The sequence below is a fragment of the Thiospirillum jenense genome (assembly GCF_014145225.1).
Lineage (GTDB): Bacteria > Pseudomonadota > Gammaproteobacteria > Chromatiales > Chromatiaceae > Thiospirillum > Thiospirillum jenense.
Genome location: NZ_JABVCQ010000034.1, coordinates 1 through 24712 on the forward strand (window position 1 = coordinate 1; position 24712 = coordinate 24712).

General features: G+C 50.0%; 14 protein-coding genes. 10 read left to right on the forward strand and 4 right to left on the reverse strand.

Annotation, left to right across the window (positions count from 1 at the left end):
• Nucleotides 1-37: 37 nt before the first annotated feature.
• Together HUK38_RS12590 and HUK38_RS12595 are read right to left on the reverse strand one after the other, a co-directional pair.
• Nucleotides 38-3793, reverse strand: coding sequence for a response regulator (locus HUK38_RS12590; protein ID WP_182584686.1), 3756 nt, complete (start codon nucleotides 3791-3793; stop codon nucleotides 38-40).
• Nucleotides 3783-5144: an urea ABC transporter substrate-binding protein gene (locus HUK38_RS12595; RefSeq protein WP_182584687.1), complete on the reverse strand. Its 1362-nt coding sequence runs from the start codon at nucleotides 5142-5144 to the stop codon at nucleotides 3783-3785. The genes HUK38_RS12590 and HUK38_RS12595 overlap by 11 nt, the downstream gene beginning before the upstream one ends.
• 158 nt (nucleotides 5145-5302) lie before the next feature.
• Between HUK38_RS12595 and yajC the strand changes: the two genes are divergently transcribed.
• From yajC to nifL, 4 genes are all read left to right on the forward strand, one after another.
• Nucleotides 5303-5632, forward strand: a complete 330-nt coding sequence (gene yajC, locus HUK38_RS12600) for a preprotein translocase subunit YajC (protein WP_182584688.1) — start codon at nucleotides 5303-5305, stop codon at nucleotides 5630-5632.
• 106 nt (nucleotides 5633-5738) lie between these two features.
• Nucleotides 5739-7595, forward strand: a complete 1857-nt coding sequence (secD, locus tag HUK38_RS12605; RefSeq protein WP_182584689.1) for a protein translocase subunit SecD — start codon at nucleotides 5739-5741, stop codon at nucleotides 7593-7595.
• A 93-nt stretch (nucleotides 7596-7688) separates the two neighbouring features.
• Entirely contained in the window at nucleotides 7689-8249 is a 561-nt protein-coding gene (locus tag HUK38_RS12610) for a hypothetical protein (protein ID WP_182584690.1), read from the forward strand.
• A gap of 229 nt (nucleotides 8250-8478) precedes the next feature.
• On the forward strand, nucleotides 8479-10014 hold the full coding sequence (nifL, locus tag HUK38_RS12615) for a nitrogen fixation negative regulator NifL (protein WP_182584691.1): 1536 nt from the start codon (nucleotides 8479-8481) through the stop codon (nucleotides 10012-10014).
• A 43-nt stretch (nucleotides 10015-10057) separates the two neighbouring features.
• Here nifL and hemB read toward each other — a convergent pair whose 3' ends face one another.
• Nucleotides 10058-11077: a porphobilinogen synthase gene (hemB, locus tag HUK38_RS12620; protein ID WP_182584692.1), complete on the reverse strand. Its 1020-nt coding sequence runs from the start codon at nucleotides 11075-11077 to the stop codon at nucleotides 10058-10060.
• Nucleotides 11078-11534: 457 nt separating this feature from the next.
• Between hemB and HUK38_RS12625 the strand changes: the two genes are divergently transcribed.
• From HUK38_RS12625 to HUK38_RS12635, 3 genes are read left to right on the forward strand one after another with little or no spacing between them, the layout of a single operon-like run.
• A complete protein-coding gene (locus HUK38_RS12625; protein WP_182584706.1) occupies nucleotides 11535-14414 on the forward strand; it encodes a class I SAM-dependent DNA methyltransferase in 2880 nt (959 codons plus the stop codon).
• Between the two features lie 46 nt (nucleotides 14415-14460).
• Nucleotides 14461-15003 carry a hypothetical protein gene (locus HUK38_RS12630; protein WP_182584693.1) on the forward strand — a complete coding sequence of 181 codons (543 nt, stop codon included), beginning with the start codon at nucleotides 14461-14463 and terminating at the stop codon, nucleotides 15001-15003.
• Nucleotides 15000-15686, forward strand: coding sequence for a hypothetical protein (locus HUK38_RS12635; protein WP_182584694.1), 687 nt, complete (start codon nucleotides 15000-15002; stop codon nucleotides 15684-15686). The genes HUK38_RS12630 and HUK38_RS12635 overlap by 4 nt, the downstream gene beginning before the upstream one ends.
• Nucleotides 15687-15738: 52 nt before the next feature.
• Here HUK38_RS12635 and HUK38_RS12640 read toward each other — a convergent pair whose 3' ends face one another.
• On the reverse strand, nucleotides 15739-16569 hold the full coding sequence (locus tag HUK38_RS12640) for a phage antirepressor N-terminal domain-containing protein (protein ID WP_182584695.1): 831 nt from the start codon (nucleotides 16567-16569) through the stop codon (nucleotides 15739-15741).
• A gap of 313 nt (nucleotides 16570-16882) precedes the next feature.
• Here HUK38_RS12640 and HUK38_RS12645 point away from each other — a divergent pair, with 313 nt between their 5' ends.
• The 3 genes from HUK38_RS12645 (at nucleotide 16883) to HUK38_RS15425 (ending at nucleotide 24558) form a co-directional block, all read left to right on the forward strand.
• The gene (locus HUK38_RS12645) at nucleotides 16883-19735 is read left to right on the forward strand and encodes an acetate and sugar kinases/Hsc70/actin family protein (protein ID WP_182584696.1); all 2853 of its coding nucleotides are present in this window, start codon (nucleotides 16883-16885) and stop codon (nucleotides 19733-19735) included.
• 280 nt (nucleotides 19736-20015) lie between these two features.
• The gene (locus HUK38_RS12650) at nucleotides 20016-22349 is read left to right on the forward strand and encodes a dynamin family protein (RefSeq protein WP_182584697.1); all 2334 of its coding nucleotides are present in this window, start codon (nucleotides 20016-20018) and stop codon (nucleotides 22347-22349) included.
• Between the two features lie 10 nt (nucleotides 22350-22359).
• Entirely contained in the window at nucleotides 22360-24558 is a 2199-nt protein-coding gene (locus HUK38_RS15425; protein WP_182584698.1) for a dynamin family protein, read from the forward strand.
• Nucleotides 24559-24712: the final 154 nt, after the last annotated feature.

The following is a 24712-nucleotide window of genomic DNA, read 5'->3' on the forward strand; positions in this document are numbered from 1 at the left end:
TATTAATAACAGGCGTATTTTAATTCAGCATGAATAGTTATTTTTGTTCGGAAAGCAATTCAATCATTCGATCAATGGTCGCCACTGCTAATGTAAATTCTAAATGTTCAAGTTGCCGTTCTAATTCAACAACCAGGGCATTTGGCAAAATCGATATTAATTGTTTGTGTAGTTGTGTAAAATGCCGCCGCGCCTGTAAATTATTATTTTCTAATTGTTGACGCAAGCAATTAACTGCTTCTAATAGCGTTTCGCGCTCCACGATCATTGCGGCGGGCGTATTTGGCGAATGGGCGGCTATGGTTAATGGCGATTGTTGTATTTTTTGAATTGCTTCAAGTGCGGGCAACAGCGCCGTTTCTAATGCAGTTAGTTGTGTCGCTAATTCAACTGATGCTGGCGGGGTTGTCACAGCTTTAGTGAGCATCAATTCTAATGCTTGTGCCGCTGCTTGCAATTGACTCGCTGCAAAGGTGCCAGCGAGTCCTTTCAAATTATGTGCTAATCGTCCTGCCTCAGCATAGTAGCCACGTTCTAATAATAAATGTAATTGGCTTATCACATCAACTTGTTGTTCACCGAAACGGCATAATAATCGCCTTAACAAGGCTGCATCTTGATTACACCGCATGAGTGCTTGAGGTAAATCAAACGGCGGTAAATGCGGCGGTAATACCTCACATGACGGCGATATTGATGACACAGGTCGTGCTGTTGTATTGGAGAGCGCCAATTGACTGTCATTTATCAATCGGTTAATGGGCGGTACGTTTGAATGCGTGTCAAGCGGTTGAAAATGCGGTTTTTCGACGAAAGTTGCCTGTGATTCTATTGGTACGGATGTCACAACATGAGTGGGCGGTTGAATAGGAGTAATAACATGGGACTTGCGGGTGTTTAACCAGCGCACTAATAGGTTGCGTAATAATTCAGGATCAATGGGTTTAGCGAGATGGTCATTCATACCAACGGCTAAACTTTTCTCACGATCACCGCGCATGGCATGGGCAGTCATAGCAATAATTGGAATAGGAGAGTAAGCGTCTAATTGGTCATGTGCCGTGGCGCGTTCTTTTTCATATTGGCGAATACGACGGGTTGCTTCTAATCCATCTAATTCTGGCATTTGAATATCCATCAGAATTAAATCGAAGTCTTCGTGACAAGCGCGTTGCACACCTTCAAGCCCATTATTCGCAACCATAGTTTGCACACCAAATGAATCAAGCAGTGCAATGGCTAATTCACGATTGATGGCGTTGTCTTCGACCAATAGTACGCGCCCGCCAATCAGCGTGGGGGATGATTTGCGCGTATTATCATTTATGCTGTGGGATGCTGGTAATACCATATGTTGATGACAATCAAGCTGTTCTGCTAATACGTCATATAGGGTTGATGCAGTCACCGGTTTTAATAAAATGCCATTGATACCAATCGCCTGTGCTTGTTGCGTGATTTCTTCCCGCCCAAAGGCCGTGACCATTAAAATTGCGGGCGTTTGCGCCAGCTGTTGATTCGTGCGAATTCGTTGCGCTGCTTCAATGCCATCAATATCAGGTAATTGCCAATCCATTAACACTAGATCATAGGGTTGAGCGTGGGTGACGGCATGTTCAAGGCGATTAAATGCGGCAATAGCATTCGCGGCCATATCAACACGAAAACCAAGACTCTCTAGCATGGCGGCTAATACCATTCGCGCACTTTCACTATCATCAACCACGAGCGCATATTTACCGCGCATTTGGGTTAATACCATGCGCGTTGTTGTGAGATTGGCGTGGCCGGCCGGCACCATACCTAATATGACAGTAAATGCGAAGGTACTCCCATGCCCTAATTCGCTTTCAACGCTAATGTCGCCACCCATTAAATGGGTCAATTGCCGACAAATCGCTAACCCTAATCCTGTTCCACCATATTTGCGTGTAATTGAACTGTCCGCTTGAGAAAAGGATTGAAATAACCGCGTGATTTGTTCGTGTGACATGCCGATGCCGGTATCGCGGACGCTAAAGCATAGCGCAATACGGCTATCATTAATGTTGTTGGGTTTAACACTGATCACCAATTCACCTTTTTCGGTGAATTTGATTGCATTATTCGCTAGATTAATTAAAATTTGACCTAAGCGTAATGGATCACCAATTAACATTGCTGGGATTTCTGGGTCAATGTTATAAACCAGTTCCAAATTTTTTTGCTGCGCTTTTATACCAATTAAATCGGTCAAGTCGGCGAAAACACGATCCAGTGAAAAAGCGGTCTCTTCTAATAACAACATGCCGGCTTCGATTTTAGAAAAATCTAAAATATCATTTAAGATGACCAAAAGTGAACGGGCAGCATGATCTATTTTATTTAAATAATCACGTTGGCGGGGGCTGACATCAGTACCCAGTGCCAAATAAGTCATGCCCATAATTGCATTCATAGGAGTGCGCAATTCGTGACTCATATTGGCTAAAAATTCACTTTTAGCGCGACTGGCAGCCTCGGCTTCGGTTTTAGCGAGTTGTAATTCTTGAGTGCGTTCAATAACAATTTTTTCTAATTCTTGATTTTGTTTTTTAATAAACCCGCTTTGCTGTTCCAATAACTGAATTTGGATACTAATCTTTTCGGCCATTTGATTAAATGCGAGCGCCAATGTACCCACTTCATTGTGCGTTTTGACGGTCAGGCGCAGCGCAGTGTGTCCATCACGAAAGTGACGGACTGCACGCTCTAATTGTTGAATAGGATATAAGATATGCCGTGTGCTATACACGACTGTTAAAATCACAACGGTGAGAATAATTGCTAATATCCAAAAGAGTTGATAGCGCATATCTTGAATTGGTTGGAGGACTTCTTGATAATCAACTTTAACCACCAATCCCCATTGTAATGAAGGCACATAGCGCCACACAGCCAACACCCGTTCTCCGCGATAATCATTAATCATGCCGGCGCCATTATGACCCTGTACAGCACGGCGCATGCCGGCGGCTTGTCCGGGCTGGGCATTTAAAATTCGCTGATCACGAACGGCGTATGGGTCATGGCGTAATGGAATCGTGGCAATAATGCGCTGATCGGGTAATAATTCACCCGCGACCACCTCGCCGGTGTTGCCAACAATTGAACTGGTGCGCTGTAGTTGTTGATAAATAAAGGTGTCATCTAATTGTATGGCTAAGACACCGATTAAACGCCGATCAGCAATAATTGGCGTTGCAACAAAAACGGCGGTTTTATAAGAGGGTGGATAATAACGCAGTGATGAGATGTCACTGGCTAATGATCCCATCACTTGTTGAAAAACCTGCGCTAATGCGGTCGTTTGAAAGGCGCCCGTAATAAGATTAGTGCCCAAATCGGCTTCTTGTTTGTCAGTAAAGATAATATCGCCGTTGGTGTTAATTAAAAAGAGGTCGTGATGTTTTTGATTACTGACAAATATGTGCAAGTAGTGATTTAAGGTGTTGGAAAGGATTAGCCGCTTTGTTGTGCCATCAAGCGTTTTGATTTCTTGATGCGTGACGAGCATTTGTGCTAATAATTCTAGCTGTTTTTTTTGTTGCGCAATACTATCTTCTAAACGTTCTAAATCATTGCGTAAAACACTTTTTAGATTATCTAAATATTGATGAACGATGATTGATTCAGTTTGGCTTTGTTGGTACCACACTAATAAAGTGATTGGGACAATTGCGATTAATAACATCCACAGCGCAACTTGTGTTGTTAAATTGCGCTGTAAGCGGTGCCAGAGCGGTACATATTGTGATTTTGAATTACGGAGCACAACCAATCTCATAGTCAGGTGGCGCTGCTGCATCATGCGGTTGAGCGGGCGCGGTTAATCGGTTGCGCAATCGTGTTTTGGGTTGACAAAGTGGTGGGAAATTTTGCGGTTGAATTGGATGATCTGATGCCCAAACAATTTGAAAACTTAAATCAGTAGTGACCTGTCCAATGCGTGCATGTTGCCAGGTATTAAAGTTGTTTTTCTCTAAAGTGACGATGCCCGCCGGTCCATTAAAACTTTGATAGGCAAAGCAGGGTTTGAGGCGCTCTGGTTCAAAACTTTCACATTCCTCTACGGCTTGTTTGTATAGCCAAACACCGGTGTAGGCGGCGCTCATTGGATCATTGGGGGTTTTAATCCCGGCCTTGTTTAATAGGGCGGTGAAATGGCGGTTGGTGTCGCTGTCAATTGAGGCGAAGTAATTCCACGAGGCGTAATGTCCAATAATGGCATCCGCGCCAGCAAATGCGGCAATTTGTTCAATTTCATATTCGCCGATGCTAAATGACATGACGCGCATGGGGGGAATACCGTCGGCGTTTTTGGAAAAGGCTTTGGCGAGGGCGTCGAAGAAGTACAGGTTGCTGTCGCCATTCAGAGTATTAAAAATGACTTGCGGTTTTTTGGTGCGAATATCGTGAATAATTTCATTAAAATCTCTTTGCCCAAGTGGGACATAACGCTCGCCCACTATTTCAGCACCCACCAAGTGGGCGATGTCAGTTAAATACCAATTGGCGGTGCGGGGGAAAATATAATCACTGCCAATTAAATAAAATTGCTTGCCCAAGTTATCAACTGCATATTTCACTGCCGGCTTGATTTGTTGATTCGGTGTTTGACCCAAATAAACAATAGAATCGGACAGTTCTAATCCCTCAAACTGCACTGGGTACATTAATAAGTTGTGATGATTTTCAACTACCGGTTTGACTGCTTTGCGGGCGGCGGATGTCCAACAACCGAAAATCACCTGTACCCGATGCTCCCGAATGAGTGATTCGGCTTGCGCGGCGAATTGCGCGGGACTGGAGCCGCCGTCAGCCAATACCGGCTCTAACCGATAACCCATAACGCCGCCCTGTTGATTGACGTCCTCCAACGCCGCAATCGTCGCTTTTGCCAGCGCCGCCTCGCTCAAACTCATGGTGCCGGTCAACGAATGCAGTATCCCAACGCGCACCACCCGTGCCGGTTGCGCCGGCGCCAACTGCGTTGTGACCCACGCCAAACCAAGTGCCAACAGCACCGCCGTTGACAGCACCCGCCGCCGATAACGCGAGCTGCGGCGCGAGCGTCGTGATGTGCCAGTCATTGTTTCATCAGCGGATAACGTGCGATGAATCATGTGCTAAATACACCGGCCTAAAATGAAAATGATAGGCAATTTTACTCACAATTACTACGGTGGCGTTGCCTGTCATCATCATAAGCCCGCCAGCGCTCTATGCTATAGTGCCGCCTGATAGCTTGTGTCATCACCGTTTTACTGGAGAGAGTTGACAAATGAACTGGTTGATTTCTGACGCCCTTGCCCAAACCGCCCCCGCGCCAGCCGGCAGTGCGTGGGGTAGCTTACTGTTGCCGATTGTGTTGATTGTCGTGCTGTATTTCGTGATGATCCGCCCGCAGGTCAAACGCCAAAAAGAACATAAGGCGTTGATTGACGGGCTGGTTAAGGGCGATGAAGTGGTAACACTCGGCGGCATGACCGGCCGCATCGTTGATCTGGGTGACAACTTCGTTCGCCTCGAAGTGGCCGATAACGTCATTATCAAAGTGCGGCGCTTGGCAATCGAAGCCGTGCTGCCCAAAGGGTCACTCAAAGAGCTGTAAGCCAATCCCAGTGATCCGTTCTCCGCTGGCGGCGGTCCTCTCCTGACCGGCCACGGTTAAGATGCCGCCGGCTCATCCTTAACTGACCCCACTCAAGACACCCGCGATGAACCGTTATCCGTTGTGGAAAAACCTCGTGCTACTCAGCGCCGCGCTGATCGGACTGCTGCTGACCTTACCCAACCTGTTCTCTCAAGACCCGTCAATTGAAATCTCCGCCATGCGCGGCGTGACTATCACGGACACCAGTGATGACGACATCACCGCCGCGATGGAGCGGGCGGCTGTGCCAGTCAAGGCAATTGATTCGTTGGAGGGCAACCGCCTCCTGCTACGCCTGCGCACGTCAGTGGAACAATTGCGCGCCCAAGAGGTGCTGCAAGCGCACTTCTCCGACCGTTACAACAGCGCCCTGACCCTCGCACCCGATTTACCGCGCTGGGTCAGTGCGTTAGGGATGCGCCCGATGTTTTTAGGGCTTGACCTGCGCGGCGGGATTCACGTTTTGATTGATGTTGACCTCGAAGCGGCGGTCAAGCAGGCGCTGGAACGTTACGCCGGCGACGCCCGCACCGAGTTACGCAGCGCCAAAATCCGCTACGTCACCATTCTCAATGACGCCAAACGCATCGAACTGCGCTTTGCCGATCAGGCCGGCCGCGATGCCGCGCTTGAGGTGATGAAACGTGAATTGCGTGATTTATCCACCACAACGTCCGACCACGATGGCAATTGGTTTATTCAAGCCACGCTGCCGCCGGCGCAGCAGCAGACGGTGCAACGCTTTGCTTTACAACAAAATATCACTACGCTGCGCAATCGCGTCAACGCGCTGGGCGTGTCTGAACCAATTATTCAACAGCAGGGCGAGCGGCGGATTGTCGTGCAATTGCCCGGTGCGCAAGACCCGGGGCGGTTGAAAGAAATCCTCGGCGCGACCGCGACGCTGGAATACCGCTTGGTGGACACCGAACACAGTGTGCAGGATGCGGTGGCGGGGCGGGTGCCAGTTGGCGCGGCGCTCTATAAAGATCGAGATGGGCAGCCGGTGTTACTCAAACGGCGGGTGATTGTCACCGGCGATCAGATCACCGACGCGGCCGCGGGGTTTGACCAGCAGTCGGGGTCGCCGGCGGTGTTTGTCAGTTTGGACGGCCCCGGGGCGCGGCGAATGCGCAATATGACCACAGAAAATGTCGGCAAACCAATGGCGGTGGTGTTTATTGAAAATCGCACCATGACGCGCTTGGTGAATGGCGAAACGATTAAAGAACGGGTACGCACTGAAGAAGTGATTAGCGTAGCCAATATTTTGGAACCATTCGGGCGGCGGTTTCAAACCACTGGATTAGATAGCAGTGAAGAGGCGCATACGTTAGCCCTGTTATTACGCGCTGGCGCATTAGCGGCACCCATTGAAATTGTCGAAGAACGCACCATTGGCCCGAGCTTAGGTCAAGATAATATTGACCAGGGGTTATTATCATTGCTGGTCGGCTATCTATTAGTCGCGGTGTTTATGGTGCTGTATTATCGCGTCTTCGGGTTGGTTGCGAATGCGGTATTGATCTTTAATGTGTTGTTATTAGTCGCGGTGATGTCGTTATTACAGGCGACGCTGACATTACCCGGCATTGCGGGCATTGTTTTAACTGTTGGTATGGCAGTGGATGCCAATGTGTTGATTTATGAACGCATTCGAGAAGAAATCCGCAATGGCAGTAGCCCGCAAGCCAGTATTCACGCGGGTTTTGATCGCGCTTTATCGAGTATTGTTGATGCGAATATCACCACGTTAATTGCCGCCGTCGTGTTATTTAGCTTTGGCGCCGGCCCCGTGAAAGGCTTTGCCGTCACCTTATTTATTGGGATTTTAACCACGATGTTCTCGGCTATTTATGGCAGTCGGGCGCTCATCAATTTGATTTACGGCGGCCGGCGGGTGCAACAATTGACGATTTAATAAGATGATCGAGCGGTAGTTTCTATTGAGTTAAACGGCTGATAATCGTTCTGCTGATAATCGCTTCATCATTCGCTTATTTAGGATCATCACATGGCGCTTGCACAAGAAGACATCGCTTTTATTAAACAACACCTCGGCGAGTGGTTAGCCGAACAATCACTCGGTAAACCGCCGCTGGTGTATGAAATTGAATTGCGCGAGCGCATGGTGCGCGTGGAGGAAGAACTCAAGCACCAGCGCGAATTGATGCGCGAAGGCTTCATGCGCATGGATGAGCGTTTTGAAGCAATGCAAGTTAGCATTGATAAACGTTTTGAAGCAATGCAAATTAGCATAGATAAACGTTTTGAACAGGTGGATAAACGCTTTGAACAAATGGATAAGCGTTTTGAAGCAATGCAAATTAGCATTGATAAACGCTTTGAACAGGTGGATAAACGTTTTGAACAAATGGATAAGCGTTTTGAAGCAATGCAAATTAGCATTGATAAACGCTTTGAACAGGTGGATAAACGTTTTGAAGCGATGCAAATTAGCATAGATAAGCGTTTTGATGAAATGCTAAAACGCCACGATCAACAATTCTTCTGGTTGCTGACTTTTATTGTCAGCGGCGTGGGATTGGTCATTGCCGCGTTGCGGTTTTTATAAAAATGGCGGCACTGCTCATTCCCTAAATAAAAAACTAATGATTCGGCCGCCTGCACGAGTTTTATTAAGCAGAATTGTCATTCCGAGCGGCGCGAAAAATCTGAATGAACGTGTCTCGCGGCATGAGACACCCGAATAAATACACAAGATGTCTCAGGTGAATACACCGCCGAAATGACACTGAGATAAGTTGAATAGTCACGTCAAATAAACCAGTCAGATAACGCGCATGTCTTCAGTTACTCCTCCTGCGTCCGCATTACCATCATCGCTTTATATTGCCACCGTTGAACAGGCGCCAATTGCCATTTCAATTACCAATGCAAAAGCGACGATCTTGTATGTTAATGCCGCCTTTGAACAGCTCACCGGTTATTCGCGTGATGACATCATCGGGCAGAATGAATCGGTCTTATCCAATAACGCCACGCCGCCGACGGTGTATCAACATCTGTGGCAAACCATTCAAAATAAACAGGTTTGGAAGGGGACGCTGGTGAATCGCACCAAACAGGGTGGTGATTATTTAGCTGAATTAACCATCGCGCCGGTGTTGAATGCACAGGGCGCAATTGATTATTTCCTCGGAATGCACCGTGATGTCACCAAAGAACATGCGCTCGAAGTTGGTGTGCGTCAACAACATGCGCGATTAGAAACGGTCTTGCAAACGGCGCCGGTGATTGTGGTGTTATTTAATGCAGCCGGACAGGTTTTATTAAATAACTTGGAATATCAACGGCTGTGTCAGGATGTGCGCGACGGTGAACCGCTGGCATTATTGCGGGCGGCACTGCGCGAACAAGCGGGATTTGACGTGATTGCGCAGGCATTTGCGGGCAAAAGTTTCAAAGAAGTGGAGATTCGTTTGGATATGCCGGGCAGTGGTGGGTCGCGCTGGTTTGCGTGCGCGGGCAGTATTGTGAATGAAGCCGATAGCAGTGCGCGGGGGTATTTCGATCAAACGCATGAAACAGCGCCGCATTTATTATTATTGGCGAATGAAGTGACGGCGCGGCGGCGGGAAATTGAACGGGCGCATTTAGAAAATCTACGCGCTCGATTAGCCGAACAGCAATTAGCGCAGGGCTTGCGTGAGGCATTAACTGCCGCGTGTTATCAAATTCAGGGGCCATTAAATCTTATTCAAGCAGCAACGGTGATGTTTGCCAGTGATACGAATGACGGGCAAATAAACGCCTTTGCTGACACCTTGCGTCAAATCAGCGCGGCGAGTGAAACGGCATTAACTACGCTGCAATCAGCATTGCCGCCGGAGGTGGTTGAATCGGGCGTGTTGGTGAATATCAATCAATTATTACGTCATGTATTGGAATTAGAAACGGATCGGTTATTAGCGGCCGGCGTGGTGGTGGATTGGCAACCGGCGTTGGTATTGCCGGAATTGTCGGGTCATAAAAACCAGTTGCGCTCGTTGTTTAAATATTTAATTGATAATGCGCTTTTGGCATTTAATGAAAGTCGGCGGTCGCAGCGGGAATTGAGTTTAATCACGCGGGCGTTGGATGATGCCGTGATGGTGATGATTACCGATAATGGCCCCGGGATTGCGCTGGCCAATCGGTTTAAGGTGTTTGAACCCTTTTATATTGGATGGAAACAGCGCCGCGGGCGGGCGGGAATGGGATTAACGTTAGCGCAGGAAATTGTGAATCAACACAATGGCAGTATTGAGATTGATCCCACGACGCACGACGGTTGCCGAATGACGGTGATCTTAACTGGTGTGCGCGATGCGCATTAACCGTTCTCACGCGGGCGCATGAGAACGATCAATTAACGGGTGATTAGTGCGAGTGCTGTAACCAAATAGCCGCTTGTTTAGCGTAATAGGTTAAAATGCCATCTGCGCCAGCACGTTTAATACTGGTGAGTGCTTCTAATACTACCGCTTCTTCATTCAACCAACCATTCTGACTTGCGGCTTTTAACATGGCGTATTCACCGCTGACTTGATAAACAAAGGTCGGCGCGCCGAATTGATCTTTCACTCGCCGCACGATGTCTAAATACGGCAGCCCCGGTTTAATCATCACCATATCGGCGCCTTCAGCCAAATCTAATCCCACTTCATGCAGCGCTTCATTAGAATTGGCCGGATCCATTTGATAAGTATATTTATCACCGCTGCCCAGATTCGCCGCCGATCCAACCGCGTCACGAAATGGCCCGTAAAAACTCGACGCATATTTGGCTGAATACGCCAGAATGCGCGTGTGAATGTGACCGTCGGCTTCGAGCGCCGCCCGCACCGCGCCAATCCGCCCGTCCATCATGTCAGACGGCGCAACAATGTCCGCCCCCGCCGCGGCGTGTGACAGCGCCTGCTTGACCAGCACCTCCACCGTCGCGTCATTCAACACATAGCCGTTGTCATCAATTAAACCGTCCTGCCCGTGCGTGGTGAACGGGTCGAGCGCGACGTCGGTGATGATGCCCAACTCCGGCAGCGCCGCCTTGAGCGCCCGCACCGCCCGCTGCGCCAAGCCGTCGGGATTGAAGGCTTCGCGGGCGTCGAGCGACTTGGCCGACGGCGGCGTGACCGGAAACAGCGCCATCGCGGGGACGCCCAATGCCCAAATCTGCTGGGCTTCGGCCACGAGCAAATCAATGCTCAGGCGCTCGACCCCGGGCATGGACGGCACGGGTTCGCGGGTATTTTGCCCCTCCAGCACGAACACCGGGTAAATGAAATCGTCGGGGGTGAGCCGCGTTTCGCGCATCATGCGGCGGGAAAACGGTGCGCGACGCATCCGCCGCATCCGCGTGGTGGGGTAGGGGGCGCGGGGTAAAGAAAGGTGTGTCATAGGTTGGCTTTTTCGTTGTTTATTTGTTTGAATCCTTATTGTAATGGATATTGGGTTGCTCTGTTTTTAATAAAAATGCACATTAATATTGATAATGTCAACAACAATCTATCAGTGATTTATTCAGCAGCTTCTAATGTTTTTTCACCCATTTGGAAGCGTTTTAACTTAGACCTACCGATATTAACTCGTGTGCAAACAACTGAGCTGGAACTGGTAAATCACACATAACGCACTACCAAAAACTGCATTGCGCTACTATGAAACCAATGCTTAAAAAAACAGGACGCCAATCCCATACTGCTAATATACAGCAGTGAAAATAAACTACCGCACTTGCGTTCATCTGTCAATCATTCTCCCGCTTTTTTTCACTCCCGCTCGCGCTGACATGACAAAATAGCAGTCCGCGTTCATAATAGCGCCTACTCCAATCAATTCCCGCGTGACCAATCCCATGACTCCCGACGAATTCATTATTAAATGGCAGCGCTCTACCTTAAAAGAAAGCTCGGCTGCGCAAGAACATTTTTGCGATCTGTGTCAATTATTAAATGAATTAACACCGGCTGCGGCTGATCCAACTGGTGCGTTTTATTGCTTTGAACGCGGCGCCATTAAAACCACCGGCGGTCAAGGCTGGGCGGATGTCTGGAAAGATGGTCATTTCGGTTGGGAATACAAAGGCAAGCATAAAGACTTAAAAGCGGCGTTTGTGCAATTGCATCGTTACGCACCGGCGTTGAATCATCCGCCGCTATTGATTGTCTCCGATATGGAGCAGATCATTATTCACACCGCCTTTACTGGCACGGTGCCGGATCAATACACGCTGACATTAAATGACCTGCGCGATCCGTCCAAGTTGCAATTATTAAAATGGGCGTTTTCTGATCCTGAAAAATTGCGGCCAATTGATACGACGGCGGCATTAACTGAAAGAGCGGCGCGGCAATTCGGTGAATGGGCCGAGGCATTATGTCAGCGCGGCCATGATTCGGCCGCGGTGGCGCACTTTAGTCAACAATTATTATTCTGTTTATTTGCGCAAGATATTGAGTTATTGCCGAATCAGTTATTCACGCGGTTATTAGAAAATGGCTTGAAATATCCCGCGCAAGTTGAACAGATGTTGACCAATTTATTAGATACGATGGCGACGGGTGGGTTATTTGGATCAGAAGCAATTGATTGGTTTAATAGCGGGTTATTTGCCGAGGTGCAGCCGTTGCCATTAGAAACGGCAGATTTGAAAACGCTGCATTCATTCACTAAATTGAATTGGTCGGCAATTGAACCGAGCATTTTCGGGACGTTATTCGAGCGCGGGCTTGATCCAAAACAGCGGGCGCAATTGGGTGCGCATTACACCGATCCCAATTCAATTATGCGATTGGTGGCGCCGGTGGTGTTAATGCCATTGCGTAAAGAATGGCAGAGCGTACAAAAAGAAATGCTGCAATTAAAAACGGCGGCAGACGCGGCGAAATCGCCCGCCGTGCGTGATAAACAATTGACTAAATTGCGGGCGCTTTTGACTGGAATGTTGGAGCAGTTAAATCAATTTCGCGTCTTGGATCCGGCCTGCGGCTCGGGTAATTTTCTATTCTTGGCATTAAAAGGCTTAAAAGATTTAGAGCATGAAATTATTTTAGCGGGTGAACAGTTGGGGTTAATGCGCGCCTTTCCAACCGTCAGTCCGCATAATGTGCTGGGGATTGAAAAGAATCATTACGCGGCGGAATTGGCGCGGGTGACGGTGTGGATTGGTGAGATTCAGTGGATGTTGCAACACGGGTTTTCTTTATCAAAAAATCCGATCTTAAAACCAATTAACATCATTGAACAGCGTGATGCAGTGGTGAATGCAGATGGCAGTGAACCCGAATGGCCAACAGCCGATGTGATTATTGGTAATCCGCCGTTTTTAGGCGGCAGTAAAAAGCGCGGGTTATTAGGGGATGATTATTTCACGGCATTAGAAACCATTTACGCCGGGCGTGTTCCCGCTGGTGCTGATTTGGTGTGTTATTGGTTTGAAAAAGCACGAGCGCAAATAGACATTGGCAAAGCACGGGCGGCTGGTCTGGTGTCAACCAATTCAATTCGCGGCGGGTCTAATCGCAAAGTACTAGATCAGATTTGCCAAACAACGCGGATTTTTAATGCCTGGTCAGATGAACCCTGGGTGAATGATGGCGCAGCAGTGCGGGTGAGTTTAATTAGTTTTGGCGAAATCAAAACGCCGCCGGTATTAAATGATGAGCGCGTGGCGGTGATTTATGCGGATTTAACAGCGGGTTCAAGTGAAATAAAAATGGATGTCACAACGGCGAAACAATTAAAAGAAAATGCAGCCGTTTGTTTTATGGGAGTATCAAAAAAAGGCGCTTTTGACGTTGCTGGAGATTTGGCAAGACAATGGTTAAAACTACCTAATCCACATCATAAATCGAATAAACTAGTCTTGCGGCCGCTTTGCAACGGTATTGATTTAACACGACGTAATAGAGACGTTTGGGTTATTGATTTTGGAACCGACATGCCAGAGAGTGAGGCATGTTTTTATGAAAAACCTTTTGCTTATATTACGGAAGAGGTTAAACCAATACGGCAAAATAATAATAGAGAATCTTATCGGCAATATTGGTGGAGACATGCGGAGGCAAGGCCGGGAATGCGCGCTGCACTGCATAATCTTTACCGCTTTATTGCGACCCCGGCAGTTGCAAAATATCGCACCTTTTCTTGGTTAGATGCAATTTTTTTGGCTGATCAAGCAGCACTTATTATTACCCGCGCCGACGACAGCACATTCGGCATTTTGCATTCGTGTTTTCATCAATTGTGGTCATTAAAAATGGGCACCAATTTAGGCGCAACGCCGCGCTATACACCGACTACGACCTTTGAAACTTTCCCTTTTCCAATTGGTTTAACCCCCGCCGACACCGCCAGTAATGCAATTGAAACTTTGAATAGCGGCGCCATCATTCCCAGCGTCGCCAGTGAATACCGCGCTCATGCAATTGCCATTGCCGAAGCGGCGCACCAATTAAATCAACTGCGCGATCATTGGTTAAATCCGCCCGAGTGGATTGATCGCGTACCGGAAATCGTGGCCGGTTATCCTGATCGGATCATTGCCAAACCGGAATACGCCGCGCAATTAAAACAGCGTACGCTGACCAACTTGTATAATAAACAACCGGCGTGGTTGGTGAATGCACATCAGCAATTAGATCAAGCAGTCGCGGCCGCGTATGGCTGCTCAACTGAGTTGAGTGAAGCTGAGATTTTGCAGCAGTTATTGCAATTAAATCTAGCGCGGGCATAATAACCAATAGACATGCGTTCTCAGGCTGGCGCGTGGGAACGATTCAATGAATTGCAACCTAACGAATGAAACCTGTATGATTGATGCTAATTCTGATTCCCCGCCAACAATAGAAAACTTCTTGCGCTCGGCAACAGAAGAGCGGGTGATTTATTGCTTTTTAGACATGTTGGCCGAACGCACCGCCCGAATAGAACGGGATGCCGGTTTAGTTGAATTGCCGGCATTGCGATTAGAAAACCAGCGCTTGGCGGCGGAAAATCGTCAATTGCTGCGGCGCTTGGCGGCAATTGAGCCACCTGAATTAACGTCATTATTAACGTATTTGCCCGCGCTCTTTCGCAATGTGTGGGGGACGGTGCCGCCGGCAGTGGTGGCGACATTGGCGCGGTCGGCAGAAGTGCCGCGTATTCCGTCGCCATTTCCCGAACCAACGGCGGCGGAAGTGGCGGCGAGTCGGCAGCAATTATTGCAATTGCCAGCAATGGAGCGGGCGCGTATTTTATTTGCGTGTCATAAATTGCAACACCAATATGCGCTGGTGTTGCGCACCGAAATGACTGATGTATTGCAGGAGTTTTTAGGATGAATGAAAAAGAAGCGAAACGGTTGGCAAAATTGCGTGATGATGATTATTTGCCGAAAAAGTTGATCTATACGGATTTGTTATTGTTGCTGCAATATGATGCCGACATCCGCGCTGCCGTGCGGGCAATTGTCAGTAGTCAAGATGACAATCAGGCACAATTGACATTGCAACCAACGCTTGCTAAACAAGGTGAATTGATGCGCAATATTCCACCCATGAAAAGTCACTCGTCACCGCTCGCCACTAAACCCGATCCATTGCGTGAACAATTAAAATCTGAATTGACATTATTAACGCAGGTCAAGAATGATGCCGATTTGGCCGCGTGGTGGCGGGTGAATACAAACGATAATGAAGGGCGGCAGTTATTGCAATTGGTGGCGTTGGCCGCGCAATGGGATCAGGTATTGCAATTGTGGGAGCGTTTAGCCGCTCGTTGTAAAGAAAACCAGCGCCCGGCAACGGCAATTGAACGGGCGATTCTCAGCGGTGCGGTGCAGATTCATAATTTGATTTGGCGTGATAAACAAGCCGAATTGCAGTCGGTGACAATTGGTACGCCATTTGATTATAAAAACCACGAGCGCGGGGCGGCAAAGGGTGAGGTGATTCGGGATGAATGGTTGCCGGGGTTGCGCAATGCGGCGGGTGACTTGCAGAAAAAACCATTGGTGGCGACTTAATAAAACCATTCCCGTGCGGGTGCGTGGGAACGGTCAAGTTTAACAGAGCAATTTAACGCTCGTTATTCTGCAAACACTCAATAACACTGGCGCGCCATTTGATCTGTCTAATCGGCGTTCCATCACTATGTTTTTTATTGGTATCGAGATAAACACCAAAGCGATGCCCTAGCGGGGTTAATTCATAATACAGTTTATTTTTATGATCACGATGCTCGGTTTGTAATCCAGCATTCGTTATTTTTGGATTCACTGCATGTATGGCATAATTCAAACGCAATGCCAGATCAGAGACTGCTAATAACACTTCTTGATCGGGTGCCTCAAGATAAGTGTGACCCATCGCTTCTAGTAAATTCACACCTGTGAAATGCCGAATGGCACGATTAGCAGATAGCCGTGCTTGATTGCCCCGCAATCCAAATGCTTTCGCCGCACGAATGAATACCAGCACAAGATTGGCGGCGTATTCATAATTGGTGATTGTTGGTGTTGATTCAGGCGTTTGCTCTGTACGCGGATTGATGGCGTGACCTTTCGACCAATATTCCCATAACACATCATCACATTCGTTTTGATAAGCAATGATGTTGTCGCGGATTGCGGGTTTGACTTTATTTGGGTAAATAGTCATTAACCAGCCGGGGAGTTTGCGCAAAAGCAGGCAACACATAGAACGGCGTTGATCATCGCCCGGCATCAGCGTCACGATTTCCATGATGCAGGTTGCAAACCTTTGATTTTCAGTCATTTTTACATGTTGTGGTTGCCATGCCAACCCCATGCCCTCGACAACTGGTTTCATCGGGACATACGGCGTACCGTCAACATCAATTAAAAAGAGAGTAGTAGCGCGGAAGGGAACAGGAATTAACTCGTTCATTAGATGACTCCAGAACTGCTATTAAAAATAGCCGCCTCCAAGACCAATTGAAGGTGGGCTTACCGCGTGGGTTGGTCTGCCCGGTTCTGGTCGGGTGCATCCGAAGATGCCCGCACACGGTTCGCCCATAGCAAACTGGAGCGTATTTACGGACGCAATAAAACTGCTTTTATCCGTCAGAACTATGATGGGAGACCAATCCCGTATTACTCATTGCAAGTAATGCGTTTATTTTCATCTTTAAGTAATTCACTTGTCAAGTGCTAAAATCGCGCCGCTCATTAAAAATGACACTTGCTACCGGTGAACAAAATTGCATACTATACTCACCACGCTGGCCGCACTCAGTGACCATCAACTCGAACGCACGTTCATTGCGCAACTCCACGCGCTCGCTCGTCGCCATCAATTCAAGATTGAGACTCTTGCCATGACAACTGATTTCCCCGCGTATTTGCAAGATGCGTATCGCACGGAACAATTCAATCAAATCAAAGCGGCATTTGCGCAATACGATTTTTGGTGGGTCGGCGTGGCAAATCAAGAGAAGGTCATGCTGTATGACAGTAAACAACGGTTATTGTGGGATGCTAAACCAGATGCTAGGACTGGGCTGTACGAAAATGATGGTAAACAAAAAGCGGCACAATTAAAACTTGGCACACTTGATAAATGGCGTTTGCCTAGCCGTGATGAGTTAGTTGTATTTGCCGCTAATACAAAAAATCCACTACGTTCTGGCGCTGCTATCCGTTTATTAAATGTAAATTACTGGCTTTGCGCGGGTGGGATAATTGATTTAGATCGCGGAACATCGGCATCAGTTATCTCAGGATGTAGTGGTTATTTAATCGCCTGCAACCCACCATTTCTCAATTCAACCGCCGAATCTTTTATTAACGCTGCTTTACAAAACAACTGGTTTTTTCAGCCGTGCGGCGTGAATAATGCCCCCGATTTACTCGCCCCACTGCGCGGCACTCCCGACTTAAAAACGCTCTACAGCCCAATTGATTGGCTCGCCGCCCGCCTGCCCAAACTCGAAGCAGCGCAATTTAATGATCCGAATAAAGGCATGTGGGAATTCTGGAATTGGGATGCGAATGACTTGCACGCGGCCGGCGTCCGCGCCCGCAATCCCGCGATTGATGTCAAAGATTGGAATGTGACAATTGATTTCGGCACCAGCAGCACCGTCGTCGCCTATGATGATAATGGCCAACACAAATTACTGCGTATTGGCGTACAGGATTTTTGGGCAAAAGAACACCCCAGCGATTATGAAAACCCGACCGTATTAGAATTGCTCGACATCGCCGCATTATTAACCGCGTGGCGAATTGACGCCTACCGCCCCGGCGTCTTGTGGGATCAGGTGCGCTGTTCGCACGAGGCACTGCACCGCCTGCGCCACAACGAAACCGACAAAGCAGTGGTCGCCAGCGTCCTGACCAAACTCAAACAGTGGGCGTTGCGCGAAACCAAAGCGGCGCCGGTGCGCATTACCAGTCAAATCAGCGGCTTAGAACACGAATTAGCGCCGCTCACGTTGCGAATGCCGGTCAAGGGGCAGCCGCTCACCGTCAGCGCCAGCGATCCGTTTGACCCGGTCGAACTGTATGCGTGGTTTCTCGGCCTGACCATCAACTGGCGCGGGCGCGGCCTCTTTTTGCGCTATTACATGACGTTTCCCGTCGCCTATCCCACTGATATTAAACAGAAAATCTTGGCATCATTCCGCCGCGGCCTGCAACGCAGTCTGCCCGCCACCCTCGTCACGCAACCGATTTTTGCCGAGTTCAGCGTCGAGGAACTCGCCTCCGAACCCGCCGCCTACGCCGCCGCCGCGCTGCCATTACTCGGCGTCCACCCGACCACCGACGGCGAAGCGTATGCCGTGTTTGATTTCGGCGGCGGCACGGCGGATTTTGACTTCGGGCGCTACCGCCTGCCGGACGCCAGCGAAGAAGACGCGGGCTGGGAGGCGGTGTTTGAACACTTCGGCGTCGCGGGCGATCAATTCCTCGGCGGCGAAAATCTGCTGGAAAATCTGGCCTATCGCACCTTCCGCCACAACCTCGACCTGTGCCGCCAGCATCAAATCGCCTTCACCCGCCCGCTCGATGCCGACGATTTCCCCGGCTCGGAAATGTTCCTCGAACACACCCAAGCCGCGCAAACTAACACGCTGATTTTAATTGCTAAATTGCGCCCGTTGTGGGAGCAGGGACAGTTGCCAAACAGTAGCGGCGTGGAACGGGTGGCGCTGCTAAATCGTGACGGCGGCAAAGTGGAAGGTTGCGAATTGACGCTCCCGTCGGCGGCGCTGACCGAGTATTTAGAAAATCGCATTGCGCAGGGCGTGGACAATTTCCTCGCGGCGATGCGCAAAGCCTTTGCCAACAACCCGCCGCAGCAGATTCACATTTTGCTGGCCGGCAATGCCAGTCGCTCGCAGATCGTGGCGCGGTTATTTGGATTGACGGCGGCGGCGCCGAATCACGACAACACCAATGCTGGCGCGGCGTTATCTGTTGATGATGTCTATGTTTGGTCTGGTGAACAATGGGGTTATGTTAATGAGAAATCACCCACAGCAGATCAATCCACTCATGCCGATTCATTAACCACGCGAGTACAAACTACATTAGCAACGTTATTTGGCGCGCACGTCCCGCAATTAACAGTGCATTCACCATTGCCCGTGGATGCTGGCGCGGTCTTTCGCCCAACCGCGAAAACCGGCGTCGCACTCGGCTTATTAAATCTCTGCCCCGGCGGCGTGATTAAAGTTATTAACCACGCGGCGAGTGATAGTCACGGCGAAGCGCCATTCGCGTATTACGTCGGGCGTGAACGGCACGGCAAATTCCAAGTCGGATTGCATCAAGGCTGCGGCTACGGTGAATGGCACGAATTGGGTACGCCGCGCAATCGCGTATTCAATGTGTATTACACCCAATTGCCGCGAGCGCACACCGGCGAATTGACCATTGGCGAGCCGGGGCTATTCAAAAAACGCTTGGATTTCATTGGCGATTTAGACGGGCATAAAGTATTCGCCCGCGCTATTGCACCCGATACCATTGAAATTGCCACGGCCATCTCAACTGGCGCACTCGCTGGCGCAGCGGGTGATAATCGGCGGGAATTGTCATTAAAATAATCAACTGCTAATTGATTACGCCGAAAGATTTGATTGATCGTTCCCAGCCGCCAGGATGGGGATGCTACCACCCCGCCCGCATCTAATTTCCCATTCAATTTTTCTATTCTCCTGCGTGTTGCAACCTAATGACAAATCGCGTGCAACGGCGTATCGTATTGCCTGCTCGTGTCATTACCCAGCGCCCCATTTTTTAATATATTTGACGCGAGTTTATTCACCGCACGGCATTAAATTCCGCCGTGTTTTATTAACCTGTTCTTGTCCTTGAGATCATCTTATGACTAGCACGAATGAATTTCTCTCTCGTTCACTCGCCGATCGTCAAAATCGGATTGACAACGCCCGCGCTTATCTCACACGCACTCAAGAATTATTTGACCAATTTGGCAGTGCTGAATTAAAAACCACGCACCGCCATTTTGGCGAATTGCAACAATCATTAGCGTCCGATCAAGTCAAGCTGGTGGTGTTGGGCGAGTTTTCACGCGGGAAATCGATGCTAATTAATGCACTATTAGGCATTGATTTATTACCTGCTGCGCTGGAAACCACGACGGCGACAAATACGTTTTTACAAAAGTTACCCGCTGGCCACACTGAGCCATTTATTCGCGTACATTATCAAGATGATCGCCCGCCGCAAGAAATCGCCTGGACGGATGATGCAGCATTAAAACGCTGGGGAACTGAATTAGATGACAGTCATCAAGCAGAGCGGCAGCAGGTGTCACATATTGAGGTTTTCTTTGACCACGATTTGCTCAATAAAGGGTTGGTGTTAATTGACACACCGGGATTAGGAACCATTGTTAAACATCACGAAGAGATTACGCACAGAGCTATCGCTGAGGCACATATCGCATTGTGGGTACAGGATACAGGTCAACTCGGTGCGAATGGTTCTGAATGGGAATTCATGCGCCAAACGTTGCGGCGGAACTTTCAAAAGTTCATTACGGTGGTCAATAAATGGGATCGAGTATTAGAGCCAGAAGATGCGCATGATCGGGCAATGAATGAAGAGGAACGTACCGCTAAAAAACTACAATTGGTGCGCAAAAATTTTGCCGAAAAATTAGGTGAACAGGCACAAGCAGAATTTGCATCCTTAACCGGTGCCACGCAATTATTTGGCGTTAGTGCTGCTTGGGCAAAGGATGCCGACCCTGAGCGGCAGCGGCGTTCTAATATGGGTTATTTAGCTGAACGGATTGCGGCGCTATTAACCAGCGGCGAGGCACAGGAACAAATTCTGCTCAAGCCATTAAAACAGTTGACCGATATTCAGCGGCAATTGGCCGAACACATTGCGAATGAACTGGTGCAATTAAACGCGGATAAGAGTGCCGTGCAACGCGAGCAGGAATTGCAAAAACTTGATTTAGATATTCGTGAATTGCAGCATGATGAGGAACGCGAAACCCGCGAATCGCGTGATGAACACGAACGCGCTGCGCAAGTGATGACCGATAAAACCCGCGAGGAATTACTAAAACCGTTGATTAAATTGCGCGATGCGGTTGACGATCAAGTCACTGAATCTTATGTGCGCCGTTTGGTTAATAAAGGTGAGCGCAACATTGGGCTGCCGCCTGAATTGGATCAGCAATACAAACAGGTGGCGGGGCAATTAGATCGCTTGTGGCAGCAACAAAAAACGGCGGTGCAAACGACCTTAGATGGCTTGCGCGCTAGTTATTTAGATGCGATGCGCCGCCATGCGCGTGAGATTGAAGGGCATTTAACGCAGTTGAATATTCAGTTGCCCGAATTATCATTAAACTTGACGTTTGATTTTTCGGTGTTGGAAGAACATCAGCAACGCATGGCGCAATTGAATGCGGAAAAAACGCGGTTAGAAGATGAGATTGATACGCTCGATGGTGAGATTGCGCGTAATCGGATTGATGAGAATAAACGGCGTCATGCGGAGGCCAATTTAGCGCGGGTGCAACGTCAATTAGACGGAATGGGATCACGGCCAGAAGCGCGGATTTATTCTGAAACGTATAGAACGAGCGATTGGGGCAGTGGTTTTCTGTGGTGCTCACCGAGTTATTCAACAGTGACACGCCGCGATGATAGTGCAGGCCGCGTTTATGACCAAGAACGCGGTGAATTGCGCGAGCAAATGGCTGATCGTGAAACGGCATTAGCGGCAATTCAACAAGAGGAATTAGAACGGACGGGGCGGCGTATCACGGCGGAAACAGCGCGTAAGAAATATGAGAAGCAAATGGCGCAGCGTGAAAAGGAATTGCAAAAAGCCGAGCAACAGGCGCGGCAGGATGAAGAAGCGTTAATCCATGACACGCTCACGCAATTGCGCCGCAATACGCTCCACCAATTAGAAGCGAGTATTAGTGGGATTGAACGTTATTTAGCCGATAGTTTGCGCGACATGTTTCAGCAACAAGCGCAGTTATTAGCTAGTTGTGTGCGTGAACAAATGCTCGAACCATTAAATGCAAAGCGGACGCAGCAGCAAGAAATTCAATTGCTGTTGCAACAAAGTCAAGCGCAGATCAATGCCCGCCGTGCCGCGTTATTAGAGGGAGAACGAGCGGTTGCCGATGTGATGGCAATGACCAGCGCCGCTTTAACCAATTGAGGAATCTCTCATGTCCACTACCGCCTTTACGCTTGACAGTTTAGCCAATCAATTGCCCGCGTCGTGTCAACCCGCTATTGCTGAATTGACCGAGCGCCTGCCACCACTTGATGCGCCATTGCGGGTGATTTTACTCGGCGCATTTTCGGTCGGCAAAAGCAGTTTATTAAATATGTTAATTGCCGAGTCATTATTGCCGACGGCGCGGGAAGAGACGACCGCATTGCCGACCTTTATTGAATATGGCAATACGCGCACGTTGCAATTGCTCAATAGCGACGGCAGCACCGTTTCATTAGATGACGCGGCATTGGCGCAGGTGGCGACGCAAGCGCCAGCAGGGGCGGCCTGCGCCAGCGTTACTTTGCCGCAGGATTGGTTGCGCGGGCTGTTGTTAATTGATTTGCCCGGGTTGGGCGGCGTCACGGCGCGGCATCAGGCGTACACCACCGCGCAAATCCAGCAAGCCGACGCCGTGCTGTACCTGATTGCACCGCGTGGGCCGGATGCCGCTGATCTGGCGACGCTGCGGCAGATTGCGCAGGCTGGCAAGCGCGTTTTGCTGCTGGTCGCCCGCTGGGATGAGGTGGACGCGGCTGTGGCGCGAGGTGAACAGCGCCCGGATGTGCAGCGTTGGGCGCAGCAGATCACTGCGCAAACTGGGTTGCAGTTGCCGTTGACGCCGACCAGTCGCGCCGGACTCGGGCGGGACGTGATCCAAACTTTCCTCACGCAAGCGCGGGATGAACGCCACGCCATTCGGCAGCAGCGGTTGACGGCCGAGTTGCGCCCGTTGCTGACCAATGCGCTGGGGCAAAACGCGGCAGCGCAGGCGGCGTGTGCAGTGGAGTCTGACGCGGCGACGCAGGCGTTGCGGGCGGAATTATTGGCACGGCGGCAGGCGTTGCTGGCCGTGCGCAGTGCGCATCAGGCGCAGGCGCAGTCGGAGCGGGCGGCGCTGGCGACTCGCGCTCAAGTCATTGTTGAACAAAGCAAATTGCAGTTGGACGGCACGTTGGCGCCGCTGGCCGCGGCGGTGCAATTGGAAAGCGATTGGGAACAATTTGCCACTGCCGGTGGTGAGGCGTTACGCGCTGCGTTGCGGGACGCGGCGGGGGAATTTAGCGCGTTATCAACTGGTTACGGCGAGCTGGCGCTGCCCGAGGCGCAAGTGACCAGTCTCAATTTGCGCTTGCCGCCGCCGGTGACGGTGGACGCGAGCGAATTTCTCGATCAGGCGCGCCAGCAGCAGTTGCAGCAGGCACTGGATGCGTACGCCACCGAGTACGCGGGGCAATTGGAGCGCTTGGCGCAGTTGCCGGAGGCGGATTTGACCGTGTCTGAACGGGCGTTGCGCGAGGTGCTGCGGCAACGTGACCAGGTGGCGGCGCAGCCGTTGCCGCAAATTGTGCGGCAATTGGAAAATCGCGGCACGGGCGCGGTGATGGGGCGGATGGCCGGTGAGATCGGTGATTTGGCGCTGGTGCTACTCAGTCCGTTGTTGGCGGGGACTAAAGCGGCGGCGGTGCTGGGCAAGGTGGCGAAAACGGCGACGACGGTGCGCACCGTCGCTCAAAACAGTGACATCGTGCCGCCGCCAATGCGTGACCGTCTCAAAATACTGGAGGGGTTGTCTCTGGGTTACTGGGGCGAGCAGTTGGGCGCGAAGTTGGACAGCATCCCGCGTGAGGAGGTGGTGACTGATCCCGAGGCGTTAGCCCAGCGCGATGCGATGCTGGCGCAGTGTGATGCGCAAGTGCGCGAGGTGCGGGCGCAGTTGGCGCAGCAGGAGGAGGTGGTGAATGCGCGTCAATTGACGGGTTGGGCGTTGGAACAGAATCGCCGCGAGCAGGCGCAGTTGGAGGCGCGGTTGGCGGATTTGCAGCGGTACGCAGTCGAGCGGCAGCAGGCATTTGAGCAGGCGGCGCGAACTGAGCGGCAGATGGCGGTGCAACGTCAGGTGGCGCAGGCGGTGGCGCACTGGCAGCACAGTTTTGACCAGCAAGCCGGGCAGATGGCGGAGGTGTTGCGGGCGCGGGTGCGTGATGACTGGGAGGCGCGGGTGGAGGCGTTGTTGAGTGAGCGCTTGGCGGACATTGATACGTTGCGCGGGCGGTTGGACGCGGCGCCGGCGGAACGGGCGGCGGTGTTGGCGCAGTTGCAGGTGGAGGCGACGCAATTGCAGGCGGTGCTGGCGCGGGTGCAATAGGCAAAATTGTGCTTTTGAATAAAACTTCCCCTCTTTTTAATGAGAGGGGAATCAATAACAGGTGTTGAATTATGCAGAATGATGAGAGTAATCAAACAATAAAAAAGTCTGCCATCCCACTTGACCAAGAACTATTGCGATTTTTACTCGAATT

Coding starts and splice junctions, on each gene's coding strand:
- HUK38_RS12595 (WP_182584687.1), bottom strand. CDS start 5,144: ATGATTCATCGCACGTTATCCGCTGATGAAACAATGACTGGCACATCA.
- yajC (WP_182584688.1), top strand. CDS start 5,303: ATGAACTGGTTGATTTCTGACGCCCTTGCCCAAACCGCCCCCGCGCCA.
- secD (WP_182584689.1), top strand. CDS start 5,739: ATGAACCGTTATCCGTTGTGGAAAAACCTCGTGCTACTCAGCGCCGCG.
- HUK38_RS12610 (WP_182584690.1), top strand. CDS start 7,689: ATGGCGCTTGCACAAGAAGACATCGCTTTTATTAAACAACACCTCGGC.
- nifL (WP_182584691.1), top strand. CDS start 8,479: ATGTCTTCAGTTACTCCTCCTGCGTCCGCATTACCATCATCGCTTTAT.
- hemB (WP_182584692.1), bottom strand. CDS start 11,077: ATGACACACCTTTCTTTACCCCGCGCCCCCTACCCCACCACGCGGATG.
- HUK38_RS12625 (WP_182584706.1), top strand. CDS start 11,535: ATGACTCCCGACGAATTCATTATTAAATGGCAGCGCTCTACCTTAAAA.
- HUK38_RS12630 (WP_182584693.1), top strand. CDS start 14,461: ATGAATTGCAACCTAACGAATGAAACCTGTATGATTGATGCTAATTCT.
- HUK38_RS12635 (WP_182584694.1), top strand. CDS start 15,000: ATGAATGAAAAAGAAGCGAAACGGTTGGCAAAATTGCGTGATGATGAT.
- HUK38_RS12640 (WP_182584695.1), bottom strand. CDS start 16,569: ATGAACGAGTTAATTCCTGTTCCCTTCCGCGCTACTACTCTCTTTTTA.
- HUK38_RS12650 (WP_182584697.1), top strand. CDS start 20,016: ATGACTAGCACGAATGAATTTCTCTCTCGTTCACTCGCCGATCGTCAA.
- HUK38_RS15425 (WP_182584698.1), top strand. CDS start 22,360: ATGTCCACTACCGCCTTTACGCTTGACAGTTTAGCCAATCAATTGCCC.